Raw genomic sequence first — 12,778 nt, 5'->3', positions numbered from 1 at the left:
GACTCCTTACAGATCGCCGAAGAAGCGCTTCACGCCATCGAACCAACCGGTGGTTTTTGGCGAGTGACTGTTGTCATCCGCCAGCGAGCTGCGGAATTCTTCGAGCAATTCGCGCTGACGACGATTCAGATTGACCGGGGTCTCGACCGCTACGCGACACATCAAGTCGCCCGCACCACCGCCCCGCACCGGCGCCACGCCTTTGCCACGCACGCGGAACTGCTTGCCGGTCTGTGTACCTTCAGGGATTTTCAGTTTGACGCGACCGTCGAGGGTCGGGATTTCCAGTTCGCCGCCGAGCGCCGCATCAACAAAGCTGATCGGCACTTCGCAGAACAGGTGTTTGCCATCGCGCTGGAAGATGTCGTGCTCGCGCACGTTGATCACCACGTACAGGTCGCCAGTCGGGCCGCCCTGGGTGCCTGCCTCGCCTTCGCCGGACAGACGAATGCGGTCGCCGGTATCAACACCCGCCGGCACTTTGACCGACAGTGTTTTGTACTCTTCGACGCGACCGTCGCCGTGGCAGGAATCGCACGGATCGGAAATGATCTTGCCCTGGCCATGGCAGCGCGGGCAGGTCTGCTGCACCGAGAAGAAGCCCTGCTGCATGCGCACCTGACCGATGCCGCCGCAGGTCGGACAGGTCGATGGCGACGAGCCTTTCTTCGCGCCGGAACCATCGCATGGCTTGCAATTGACCAGCGTCGGAACGCGGATATTCACGGTAGTGCCGCGTACCGCTTCTTCCAGATTCAGCTCCAGGGTGTAGCGCAAATCGCTACCGCGCTGGGCGCCGCCACGGGAACCGCCGCGACCGCCACCGAAGAAGTCACTGAAAACATCACCAAAGATGTCAGAGAAATTCTGCCCGCCGAAACCGGCACCACCGCCACCCATGCTTGGATCGACGCCAGCATGACCGTACTGGTCGTAGGCCGCGCGCTTGCTCGAATCGGACAATACTTCGTAGGCCTCGTTGGCCTCTTTGAACAGTTCTTCCGACGCTTTGTCATCGGGATTACGGTCCGGGTGGTGCTTCATCGCCAGGCGACGATAGGCCTTTTTCAGGTCTGCATCGCTTGAACCACGCTCTACACCCAATACTTCGTAATAGTCACGCTTTGCCATAAGTCTTTGCACTCTTGAGGACGTTCGGCAAACCCCTCCTGAGGATGGCCAAACTCGTTGAGCCCCAATACAGGCCCGGACCCAACTCACGTCAATTCAACGATCCTGGTCTTTGTTTCTTGTGGTACTTGCGGCACGAAAAGCAGGAGCATTCCCGGCCATACCAACAGCACGCAAGGCTTGTCGCATGCTGTAAAAATTCACGTATTCCAGATACGCCAACGCGGGAGCAAGCTCCCGCGCGGCGACATCCTACCAGTCACCGCCGCAAGGCAGTCAACCGGCCGACCAACAACTTACTTGTGGTCTTTGACTTCTTCGAACTCGGCATCGACAACATCGTCAGCCTTTTCAGCTTTCTCGTCGTGCGGTGCCGCGCCTTCAGCAGGCTGAGCCTGTTCGGCGTACATCTTCTGGGCAACCGGAGCCGAGACTTTCGACAGCTCTTCGATCTTCGCTTCGATGGCAGCCTTGTCGTCGCCTTTCACAGCGGCTTCCAGTGCAACCACGGCAGCTTCGATCGCGGTCTTCTCTTCAGCGCTGACCTTGTCGCCCGCTTCGGTGACCATTTTGCGAGTCGAGTGAACCAGTGCATCACCCTTGTTACGGGATTCAGCCAGTTCAGCGAACTTGCGGTCTTCCTCGGCGTTCAGCTCGGCGTCGCGAACCATCTTCTGAATTTCTTCATCCGACAGACCGGAGTTGGCCTTGATGGTGATCTTCTGCTCTTTACCGGTCGCCTTGTCTTTCGCGCCAACGTGCAGGATGCCGTTTGCGTCGATGTCGAAGGTCACTTCGATCTGCGGCACGCCACGTGGAGCTGGTGGTATGTCGGCCAGGTCGAATTTGCCCAGCGACTTGTTCTGCGCAGCTTGCTTACGCTCACCTTGCAGGACGTGAATGGTCACGGCGCCCTGGTTGTCGTCGGCAGTCGAGAACACTTGCGATTTCTTGGTAGGAATCGTGGTGTTTTTCTCGATCAGCGCGGTCATCACGCCCCCCATGGTTTCGATACCCAGGGTCAGCGGGCTGACGTCGAGCAGCAGAACGTCTTTCACGTCACCGGCCAGAACGGCGCCCTGAATCGCAGCACCCATGGCAACCGCTTCGTCCGGGTTCACGTCTTTACGTGCTTCTTTACCGAAGAAATCGGTCACCAGCTTCTGTACCAGCGGCATACGGGTCTGACCGCCGACCAGAATCACGTCGTTGATCGCGCCAACGTCGATACCGGCGTCTTTCATGGCGATGCGGCAAGGTTCGATGGTGCGCTGAACCAGGTCTTCAACCAGTGCTTCGAGCTTGGCACGCGAAATCTTCACGTTCAGGTGCTTAGGACCGGTGGCGTCTGCAGTGATGTACGGCAGGTTGACGTCGGTCGACTGCGCGGACGACAGCTCGATCTTGGCTTTCTCAGCGGCTTCTTTCAGGCGCTGCATGGCCAGCGGGTCACCTTTGAGGTTCATGCCGCTTTCTTTCTTGAATTCGTCAACGAGGTAGTCGATCAGACGAATGTCGAAGTCTTCACCGCCGAGGAAGGTGTCACCGTTGGTGGCCAACACTTCAAACTGGTGCTCGCCGTCAACTTCAGCGATCTCGATCACGGAAACGTCGAAAGTACCGCCACCCAGGTCATAAACGATCACGGTGTGATCGCCCTTGGCCTTGTCCATACCGTAAGCCAGAGCAGCCGCGGTTGGTTCGTTGATGATACGTTTAACGTCCAGACCGGCGATGCGGCCGGCGTCTTTGGTCGCCTGACGCTGGCTGTCGTTGAAGTAGGCCGGAACGGTGATCACCGCTTCGGTCACAGGCTCGCCGAGGTAGTCTTCGGCGGTCTTCTTCATCTTCTTCAGGATTTCAGCCGAGATTTGTGGCGGCGCCATTTTCTGGCCGTTCACTTCAACCCAGGCGTCGCCGTTGTCAGCCTTGGCGATTTTGTACGGGACCATCTTGATGTCTTTCTGTACGACTTCTTCGTCGAACTTGCGACCGATCAGACGTTTCACCGCGTACAGGGTGTTGTGCGGGTTGGTCACTGCCTGACGCTTGGCCGACTGACCAACGAGGATTTCACCATCGTTGGCGTAAGCGATGATCGACGGCGTGGTACGCGCGCCTTCGGCGTTTTCGATAACTTTGGCTACGCCGTTTTCCAGCACGGAGACGCAGGAGTTGGTAGTCCCCAGGTCGATACCGATAATTTTGCCCATGTTCACTCTCCCGAAACTTTGGATTTTGTTGCCGCAGCAGTGGTGGCTAACTGCGGTAATACTTAAACGCTTGACTTCTAAATGGGGGCCTTGCGGCTAATTTCAAGCCTTCTCGTCAATCGAAGGCGAAATTGGCGCCGGCGCCTTGCTGACCACAACCATGGCCGGACGCAACAGGCGACCGTTGAGCTGGTAGCCCTTCTGGAACACCTTCAGAACGCTGTTCGGTTCGACGTCGGCGCTTTCCTGCATGGCCATCGCCTGGTGATGAACGGCGTTGAACGGTTCGCCATGCGGATCGATCGCTTCAAGCTGATAACGCTTGAGGGTGTCGTGGAACATTTTCAGGGTCAGCTCGATGCCTTCGCGCATCGGACGGATGCTTTCGTCGTCCGGGCTCGACAACTCGAGGCCGCGCTCCAGGCTGTCGACGATCGGCAGCAAGTCACCGGCGAATTTTTCCAGCGCAAACTTGTGCGCCTTCTCGACATCCTGCTCGGCACGACGGCGGACGTTCTGCAGATCGGCAGCTACGCGCAGCGACTGATCCTGCGCGGCGGCCAACTGCTCTTCGAGCACTTGTACACGGGTCGCCAGGTCGTCACCCGAAGTTTCGGGCGCCTGATTGGCTTCTGGATTTTGCGTATCTACTGTCTGTTCGTCAGCCATAGAATTCTCCTTTCAATTACGTCCGCGAGCTGTACTCGCGCTTCTGCCCCGATATATGGGGCCGCAAAATCAGGCTTCAAGGGCCTGCAATGATTAACCCTACAAAAAAGTGCTGCATTGTCATTCCCGCTCGGACTAAGCATTTGATCGGATCAAGCAAATCGAGCTAAGCGAGGGCATTGTCAGCCTGAAACAAAACACTGTATAAATAACCAGACCTAAAGCCTGGGAGCGGCCTTTATGCTGGTGCACCTGTCCGTACATAACTACGCCATCGTTGAACATCTCGATCTCGAACTCGATCGCGGGATGAGCGTGATCACAGGGGAAACCGGCGCCGGCAAGTCGATCATGCTCGACGCATTGGGCCTGACCCTGGGCGATCGCGCCGACAGCGGTGTGGTCCGCCCGGGCGCCGACAAGGCCGACATTCTGGCCACCTTCGATCTGGTCGACATCCCTGAAGCCCATGCCTGGCTGGCCGAACGCGACCTGGAAAATGACGGCCCGTGCATCCTGCGTCGGGTGATCACCGCCGAAGGCCGTTCGCGCGGCTATATCAATGGCACACCCTGCCCGCTCGGTGATCTCAAGGCCCTCGGCGAACTGCTGATCGATATCCACAGCCAGCACGAACACCAGTCCCTGCTGAAAACCGACACTCACCGGCGCCTGCTCGACGAATATGCCGGCGCTACCGATCTGGCCCGTCAGGTGCAACTCGCCGCGCAGCGCTGGCGCCAGACCCGCCAGGAACTGGAGCGCCTCTCCAACTCGGGTGACGAGCAACGCGCGCGTCACCAATTGCTCAGCTACCAGCTTGAAGAACTGGAAAACCTCGGCCTCGGCGACAACGAGCTGGAACAGCTGGAGCAGGAACACAAGAATCTGACCAATGCCGAAACCCTGCTCGGCATCTGCCGACAGGTGGTCGAGCAGTGCAGCGAAAGCGATTCCGGCAACGTACTGAATGCACTGACCGCCAGCCTCAACCGCCTGTCGAGCGTGAACAACTCGGTTGGTGCACTGGGCGAAGCCAGCAGCTTGCTGACCAGCGCGCAGATCCAGGTCGAAGAAGCCGTCGGCGAGCTCAATCGCTTCCTCGACAACTTCGATGCCGATCCGGCGCGCCTGCAATATCTGGAAGAGCGCCTCGACGCGATTTACACCCTGGCCCGCAAACACCGGATCCAGCCAACCGAAGTCGCCGAGATGCAGCAGAAGTTGCTCGATGAAATCGAGACATTGAATGCCAACGACGAATCCATCGAACGCCTGGGTGATGAACTGGCCTCTTATGCCCGCCATTATCAAGAGAAGGCCCGGGAGCTGAGCGACTTGCGCCATCAAGCCGCCAGCAGCCTCGCCAGCGCCGTGGAGCAAGAGATCCAGCGTCTGGGCATGCCGGGCGGACGCTTCACCATCGAGCTGCGCGCCAACACCAGCGACGAACTACAGCCTAACGGCCTGGAACAAGTCGAACTGCTGGTCAGCGCCAACCCCGGCCAGCCGCTCAAAGCGCTGGCCAAAGTAGCCTCCGGCGGCGAGCTGTCGCGGATCAGTCTGGCGATTCAGGTGATTACCGCGCAGACTTCACGGGTACCAACCCTGGTATTCGACGAAGTGGACGTGGGGATCGGCGGGCCGACAGCGGAGATTGTCGGCCAATTGTTGCGACGTCTTGGCGATCGTGGGCAGGTACTGACCGTGACGCACTTGCCGCAAGTGGCGGCGCAGGGTCATCAGCATTTATTTGTGCACAAGGTTCGCGGTGAACAGGCTACCCACACCGCCGTGTCCAAACTGAGCAAGAACGACCGGATAGAGGAAGTAGCGCGAATGCTGGGCGGCATCGACTTGACCAAAGAGTCCTTGGCTCACGCGAAAAAAATGGTGGTCACGGCAAAAGTTTAAGAACGGCAGAAAGCACGAAGGCGACCCTTGGGTCGCCTTCGTTCGTTTCGCGAACCTGAAATTCGCGCGACATGCTTACTTTTTCTTGCGTACGTACAGCACCAGATTGTGATCTACCAGATCAACACCGTGCTCCTCGGCAATTGCCTTCTGGAGCTTTTCGATTTCCGGACTGACGAATTCGACGACTTCACCGGTTTCCACGTTGACCATATGGTCGTGGTGGCCACCGTCGGCCAATTCGAATACCGCGTGGCCACCGTCGAAGTTGTGACGGACCACGAGGCCAGCAGCTTCGAACTGGGTCAGAACACGGTAAACCGTGGCCAGACCGACGTCCTCGCCCGCTTCCATCAACGCCTTGTAGACGTCCTCGGCACTCATGTGACGCTGCTCGGTAGAGTCGAGCATTTGCAGGATCTTGACCCGTGGCAGGGTCACTTTGAGGCCGGCTTTGCGTAGTTCGCTATTTTCAACCATGGTCAGCTTTCTCGCGATGCTGCTTCGCAGCTTCTCTTAATGCGGGTATGATCGGCGTTTACGTTGTCCCAGCCAAGATAGTGGAAGTCGCCCACCGATGCAAAACACCAAGCTCTTGCTAACCAGTTTCACCTTTGTGGGACTGCTCGCACTCGCCGGTTGTTCATTCCCCGGGGTTTACAAAATCGACATCCAGCAGGGCAATGTCGTCACGCAGGACATGATAGACCAGTTACGCCCGGGAATGACCCGTCGGCAAGTACGGTTTATCATGGGTAACCCTCTGCTGACCGACACGTTCCATGCCGATCGCTGGGATTATCTGTACAGCCTGCAACCTGGTGGCGGTGAACGCCAGCAGGAGCGCGTGAGTGTCAACTTCAACTCCAACGACCAGCTTGTCAGCCTGTCCGGTGACTTCATGCCGGGCGTAAGCCGTGACGAAGCCATTCTCGGCAAGGACAGTGGCACTAGCGTGACCGCCCCTGCTGAAAACGCCGAGAAGCCGAAGCCGGAGCAACCTGCGAAACCAGGTTCTCTGCTGGATTCGATCCAGAAGGACGTGGACGGTGTTGAAACCGTTCCGGTTCCGACGCCTGAGCCGCTGGACACCTCCCCGCAGTAATGCGCGAGGCAATAAAAAACCCGGATTTTCCGGGTTTTTTATTGCCTGCGATCTGGGCAGACTACTGATTTCGCGCTTTCGCCTCGGCAGCCTTGGCCGCCCGCAGGCGTCGAACTTCTTTCGGATCCGCCAGCAACGGCCGGTAGATCTCGATGCGCTCCCCCGCCTGAATCAAGCGAGCCCGTGGATCAGCCACCACCTTGCCGAAGATCCCCAGCGGACAATCACTCAGATCCAGTTCCGGGAATTCATCGCCAATACCTGACTTGAGCACCGCCTCTCGCACTGTCGTCCCTTCCGGGACGCGCAAAGTGCGCAGAAGCTGACGATCCACGGCGGCATACACCACTTCAATCTCGATCACCGGATCAACCATGCATCTGCTTGGCACGCTGACAGAACGCATCCACCAACGTATTCGCCGCCTGATTGAATAGCGGGCCGAGCGTCGCGCGCACCAGCGGGCCGGCGTAGTCAAAAGACAGGTCAAGACTGATCTTGCAGGCCTTCTCGTTCAATGCCTTGAAGACCCAGACACCATGCAGCTGGTTGAACGGGCCTTCTTCCAGGTTCATCTCGATCGATTGCCCCGGCACCAGTGTATTGCGCGTGACGAAGTGCTGACTGAGACCGCCCTTGGCCACGCCAACGCTGGCGCGCATGTGCTCGGGCGAGCTTTCCAGCACTTCGGCGGACGAGCACCATGGCAAGAATTCCGGGTAACGCGCGACGTCGTTGACCAGGTCGTAGAGGAATTGCGCCGGGTAGGGCAGCAACGCCGAACGTTGAATATGTGTCGTCATGTAAGCGTTACTTCCAGAGCTGAGCGGCAAACACTACAAGAATGCCGATAGGCGCCACGTAGCGCATCAAGAACAAGGACAGGGCAAACAGCGCCGGGTTACGAATCGACAACTCCTCCCGCACCGCATCACGCCCCATCACCCAACCGGCAAACAGCACGAAGCACAGGCCACCGAGCGGCAACATGATCCGCGAGGTGAAGAAATCGATCACGCCGAAGAAGTCCAGACCGCCCGCCGCACCCCATTGGTAGAGATGGAACAGCCCGCCTTCGTTCACGAAAAATTTGGCTTCCTTCCAGATATTGAAAGAGAAAACCGTACCCAGACCGACGAACCAGCAGATGAACGCCAGCCAGAAAGTCACCCAGCCACGGCTGATTTTCGTGCGTTCAACCAGATAGGCAACCATCGGTTCAAGCAAGGAAATCGCCGAGCTCCAGGCGGCAATCGCCACCAGCACAAAGAACACCACGCCCATCAACTGGCCGAAAACCACGTTACCGAAGGCAAATGGCAGACTGACGAACATCAGGCCCGGGCCTTCGCTAGGGTTCAAGCCGCCAGCAAACACAATCGGAAACAATGCCAGACCGGCCACCAGCGACACGAAGGTGTCGAGCAGTGCCACACCGACCACGGTGCCGGACAACGAGGCTTCCTTGGTCATGTACGCGCCGTAGATCATGATCGAACCGACGCCCACGCTCAGGGAAAAGAATGCGTGCCCCATGGCGGGCAGCAAGCCGTCGAGGACTTTTTCCGGATGGAAGTCGAACATGAAATGCACGCCTTCCATGAAATGCCCGGTAGTCATGCTGTAACCCAGCAATACCAACACCATGACGAACAGCAGCGGCATCATGATCCGCAGGCTGCGCTCCAGCCCGGCAACCACGCCTTTGGCGATCACTACGGCCGACAACAGCATGAAAACTGTGTGCCAAAGTGTCAGGCGCCAGGGATCGGAGATGACATTGCCGAAATAAGCGCCGACCTGCTCCGCCGTAGCGCCCTGGAAGTCGCCGCGCCCCATGTCGATGATGTAATCCAGCGACCAGCCGCCGACCACACTATAGAAAGACAAGATCAGCAGCGCCGTGATCATCCCGGCAAACGCGCCCCACGACCACTTGCCCGAATGCCCGGCTTCCAGCGCCAGCACCTTCAGGGCGTTCGCCGGACTCTGCCGTGCGCGGCGGCCGATCAGGGTTTCAGCCAGCATGACCGGGATCCCGATCAGGGCGATGCAGGCCAGAAACATCAGCACGAAGGCGCCGCCGCCGTAGACCCCGACCATGTAGGGGAATTTCCAGATGCTGCCCAGTCCCACGGCCGAACCGGTCGCGGCGAATATGAAAACCCAGCGGCTAGCCCAACTGCCGTGGACAGAAACCTTGTCTGTCGACATTGAATATCACGCCCAAGCGTTAGAAAAAGAGGCCGCATTGTCCGGGATTCACTCAACCTGCTCAAGCACGCAGCATCACCGTAGCCGAGGATCATTTATCTCCATATAATGCCGCCCCTATGGCTAAACAGAAGAAACACCCAACAGGGACCATCGCGCAGAACAAAAAGGCGCGACACGATTACTTCATCGAACATCGTTTCGAGGCTGGTCTGGTCCTGGCCGGCTGGGAAGTAAAAAGTCTGCGGGCAAGCAAGCTGCAACTGGTCGACAGTTACGTGCTGCTCAAGGACGGCGAAGCCTGGCTTCTCGGCAGTCACATCACGCCGTTGATGACCGCCAGCACCCACGTCATCGCCGATCCGACCCGCACCCGCAAACTGCTGCTGAACAAGCGCGAGCTGGAAAAACTCGCCGCTGCCGTGCAACAGAAAGGCTACGCCTGCGTGTGTCTGTCCTTCTACTGGAGCAAGCACATGGTCAAGTGCGAGATCGCTCTGGGCAAGGGCAAGAAGGAATACGACAAGCGTGACACCGAGCGCGAACGCGACGCCGGTCGAGAGCTGCAGCGCGCTGTGCGCAACAAGGGCAAGGAAGAATAATTTTCCTGCTTTAAAAGATCGCAGCCTGCGGCAGCTCCTACAGCGAAAGACACATTCCTGTGTAGGAGCTGCCGAAGGCTGCGATCTTTTTGCTTCTAAAAGCTACATTCCCTTGCGCCGCTCCGCCCGAGCCATGCGCTGAACTTCCTGCCGCACCTCTTCCAGCACTTCCTGCACATACAGAATGTGCCGACTGGAAACCTCCCGCGCCTGCTCCGCACGCCCTTCGATAATCGCCAGATACAGCTCCCGGTGCTGAGAGATCAGCATGTCGCGGGTTTCCGTGCGTTGTTTGTACATACCGCCGATGTTGGTCACCACGTTGCGCTTGAGCAAATCGAAAAGCCCGCGAATGGTGTGCAGCAGCACCGCGTTGTGGCTGGCTTCGGCAATCGCCAAATGAAACTTCGCATCCGCCGCGCCCTCTTCCACCCGGCTCACTTCGTCATGCCGCGTGTAGCAATCCTGCAGCTCGTTGAACGCTGCGGTCAGGCGCTCACGATCCACATCCGTGGCGCGCAATGCTGCGTAATAGGCACACGATGCCTCCAGTGTGTGCCGAAACTCCAGCAAATCGCGCTGTGCTTCGGGGTTGCTCTCCAGCAGCAATAGCAGGGGGTCGCTGAAGGTCGATCCGAGAGTTTCCACCACGTAATTGCCGCCGCCCTGGCGACTGACCAGCAAACCCTTGGCCGCCAGTTTCTGGATCGCTTCACGCAACGACGGACGCGACACACCGAACTGCTCGGCCAAGGTGCGCTCAGCCGGAAGCCGCTCGCCGGACTTCAGCGTGCCCTCGAGGATCATCCCCTCGAGGCGCTCGACAATATCGTCAGACAAACGGCGCTGACGAATCTGATCAAACCCCATAACTCATTTCTCCACGATCCCGACCGCTCGCCGGGCTCTCTATTCTGGCCTATCGGCGCCCCGCCGACACCTGTCAGAGCACATTTGCCCGACCGGATCAGATGCCTTCTGCACCGCTTATTCGACAAAAGTTTCAGGGCGACAAATTGACACACCGATATCAAGGCTTTTACCCTAGCCAACAGCGATTGTAAATTGGTATTACCAATTAACCAAGAACGCTGACAGTGCCTGACCAACAACAATTAGGGGCCACCCCATATGCAAACCTGGCAACAGCTCTATACCCCGCTCGGCAGTCTCGGCGTCTCCGCACTCGCGGCCGTCATACCCATCGTTTTCTTCTTCCTGGCTCTGGCGGTGTTCCGCCTCAAGGGTCATGTGGCCGGCAGCATCACGCTCGCCCTGTCGATTGCCGTGGCGATTTTCGCCTTCCACATGCCGGTCGACATGGCTTTCGCCGCTGCCGGATACGGCTTTGCCTATGGTCTGTGGCCGATTGCCTGGATCATCGTCGCGGCGGTGTTCCTCTACAAACTGACGGTCAAGAGTGGTCAGTTCGAGGTCATTCGCAGTTCGGTGCTGTCGATCACCGACGACCAGCGTCTGCAGGTGCTGCTGATCGGTTTCTGCTTCGGGGCGTTTCTGGAAGGTGCCGCCGGTTTCGGCGCGCCAGTGGCCATTACCGCCGCGCTGCTGGTCGGCCTCGGGTTCAATCCGCTGTACGCCGCCGGCCTGTGCCTGATTGCCAACACCGCGCCGGTCGCCTTCGGCGCCCTTGGGATTCCGATCATCGTGGCCGGCCAGGTCACTGGCATCGACGCGTTCAAGATCGGCGCCATGACCGGTCGCCAGCTACCGCTGCTGTCGCTGTTCGTGCCGTTCTGGCTGGTGTTCATGATGGACGGCCTGCGCGGCGTGCGTGAGACCTGGCCGGCAGCGCTGGTTGCAGGCCTGAGCTTCGCCGTGACCCAGTACTTCACTTCGAACTTCATCGGCCCGGAGCTGCCGGACATCACCTCGGCTCTGGCCAGCCTGATTTCCCTGACCCTGTTTCTCAAGGTCTGGCAGCCAAAACGCGCCGCCGGTCAGCACATCGCCGGCGCCGTGTCGGCCTCGGTGGTAACCGCCAGCGCCGGCGGTTTCGGCCAGAAACGCAGCACCGTGGCGTCGCCTTACAGCCTCTGGGAAATTTTCATCGCCTGGTCGCCGTTCCTGATTCTCACCGTGCTGGTAACCATCTGGACGCTAAAACCCTTCAAAGCCATGTTCGCCGCCGGCGGTTCGATGTACGCCTGGGTGTTCAACTTTGCCATCCCGCACCTGGATCAACTGGTGATCAAGACTGCCCCGATCGTCGCTACCCCGACCGCCATCCCGGCCGTATTCAAACTCGACCCGATCTCGGCGACCGGCACGGCGATTTTCTTCTCGGCGCTGATCTCGATGCTGGTACTGAAGATCAATTTCAAAACTGGTCTGACCACTTTGAAGGAGACCTTCTACGAACTGCGCTGGCCGATTCTGTCGATCGGCATGGTGTTGGCGTTCGCCTTCGTCACCAACTACTCCGGGATGTCTTCGACCATGGCCCTGGTCTTGGCCGCGACCGGCGCAGCCTTCCCGTTCTTCTCGCCGTTCCTCGGCTGGCTGGGCGTGTTCCTCACCGGCTCGGATACCTCGTCCAACGCCCTGTTCAGTTCGCTGCAGGCGACCACCGCACACCAGATCGGCGTCAATGACACCCTGTTGGTCGCCGCCAATACCAGCGGCGGCGTGACCGGCAAAATGATCTCGCCACAATCCATCGCCGTGGCCTGCGCTGCGACCGGGTTGGTGGGCAAGGAATCGGATCTGTTCCGCTTCACCCTCAAGCACAGCCTATTCTTTGCCACGATTGTCGGCCTGATCACTCTGGCCCAGGCCTACTGGTTCACCGGCATGCTGGTGCACTAAACCTATAAACAAAACGGAAATAACCGACGCCGGCTGGTGATTCCGGCGTCAGCAATTCACCACCCGGTCTGTAAGGCTGCTGAAAGCAAGGCGCTTTATATTCA

12 protein-coding genes are annotated in these 12,778 nt (G+C 58.7%); 4 read left to right on the top strand and 8 right to left on the bottom strand.

All coding sequences use genetic code 11. From position 1 onward, the window contains the following. Positions 1-6: 6 nt before the first annotated feature. The 3 genes from dnaJ to grpE all read right to left on the bottom strand — a co-directional run bounded on the left by dnaJ (position 7) and on the right by grpE (position 4,013). Positions 7-1,131: a molecular chaperone DnaJ gene (dnaJ, locus tag ACYZUM_RS00300; RefSeq protein WP_003221522.1), complete on the bottom strand. Its 1,125-nt coding sequence runs from the start codon at positions 1,129-1,131 to the stop codon at positions 7-9. Positions 1,132-1,427: 296 nt separating this feature from the next. Next, entirely contained in the window at positions 1,428-3,344 is a 1,917-nt protein-coding gene (gene dnaK / locus ACYZUM_RS00295; protein WP_003221521.1) for a molecular chaperone DnaK, read from the bottom strand. Positions 3,345-3,446: 102 nt separating this feature from the next. After that, a complete protein-coding gene (grpE, locus tag ACYZUM_RS00290) occupies positions 3,447-4,013 on the bottom strand; it encodes a nucleotide exchange factor GrpE (RefSeq protein WP_007961425.1) in 567 nt (188 codons plus the stop codon). A 240-nt stretch (positions 4,014-4,253) separates the two neighbouring features. Between grpE and recN the strand changes: the two genes are divergently transcribed. Next, complete coding sequence (gene recN, locus ACYZUM_RS00285; protein WP_108181639.1) at positions 4,254-5,927, top strand: DNA repair protein RecN; 1,674 nt, start codon at positions 4,254-4,256, stop codon at positions 5,925-5,927. Between the two features lie 75 nt (positions 5,928-6,002). On the opposite strand, the gene fur is transcribed toward recN, so the two are convergent. Then, positions 6,003-6,407, bottom strand: a complete 405-nt coding sequence (gene fur, locus ACYZUM_RS00280) for a ferric iron uptake transcriptional regulator (protein ID WP_003221515.1) — start codon at positions 6,405-6,407, stop codon at positions 6,003-6,005. Positions 6,408-6,504: 97 nt separating this feature from the next. Here fur and ACYZUM_RS00275 point away from each other — a divergent pair, with 97 nt between their 5' ends. Next, a complete protein-coding gene (locus ACYZUM_RS00275; RefSeq protein WP_027610774.1) occupies positions 6,505-7,032 on the top strand; it encodes an outer membrane protein assembly factor BamE in 528 nt (175 codons plus the stop codon). A 61-nt stretch (positions 7,033-7,093) separates the two neighbouring features. Here the strand turns inward: ACYZUM_RS00275 and ACYZUM_RS00270 are convergent, their stop codons facing one another. The 3 genes from ACYZUM_RS00270 to ACYZUM_RS00260 are packed head-to-tail and all read right to left on the bottom strand — an operon-like array spanning position 7,094 to position 9,246. After that, positions 7,094-7,408, bottom strand: coding sequence for an RnfH family protein (locus ACYZUM_RS00270; protein WP_108181638.1), 315 nt, complete (start codon positions 7,406-7,408; stop codon positions 7,094-7,096). Continuing rightward, positions 7,401-7,835: a type II toxin-antitoxin system RatA family toxin gene (locus ACYZUM_RS00265; RefSeq protein WP_003221509.1), complete on the bottom strand. Its 435-nt coding sequence runs from the start codon at positions 7,833-7,835 to the stop codon at positions 7,401-7,403. The genes ACYZUM_RS00270 and ACYZUM_RS00265 overlap by 8 nt, the downstream gene beginning before the upstream one ends. Before the next feature lie 7 nt (positions 7,836-7,842). Continuing rightward, entirely contained in the window at positions 7,843-9,246 is a 1,404-nt protein-coding gene (locus ACYZUM_RS00260; RefSeq protein ID WP_108181637.1) for a sodium-dependent transporter, read from the bottom strand. 119 nt (positions 9,247-9,365) lie between these two features. On the opposite strand from ACYZUM_RS00260, the gene smpB reads away from it, so the two are divergent. Continuing rightward, positions 9,366-9,848 carry an SsrA-binding protein SmpB gene (gene smpB, locus ACYZUM_RS00255; RefSeq protein WP_003221505.1) on the top strand — a complete coding sequence of 161 codons (483 nt, stop codon included), beginning with the start codon at positions 9,366-9,368 and terminating at the stop codon, positions 9,846-9,848. Between the two features lie 102 nt (positions 9,849-9,950). Here the strand turns inward: smpB and ACYZUM_RS00250 are convergent, their stop codons facing one another. Beyond that, entirely contained in the window at positions 9,951-10,718 is a 768-nt protein-coding gene (locus tag ACYZUM_RS00250; RefSeq protein ID WP_041066759.1) for an FCD domain-containing protein, read from the bottom strand. Positions 10,719-10,979: 261 nt separating this feature from the next. Here ACYZUM_RS00250 and ACYZUM_RS00245 point away from each other — a divergent pair, with 261 nt between their 5' ends. Continuing rightward, positions 10,980-12,674, top strand: a complete 1,695-nt coding sequence (locus ACYZUM_RS00245) for a lactate permease LctP family transporter (RefSeq protein ID WP_027610771.1) — start codon at positions 10,980-10,982, stop codon at positions 12,672-12,674. The last annotated feature ends 104 nt before the right edge of the window (positions 12,675-12,778 follow it).

The organism is Pseudomonas sp. m6p (genome assembly GCF_055760375.1).
Note: the sequence above shows the minus strand (reverse complement) of the source record. Positions and strands in the feature narration are given on the sequence as shown.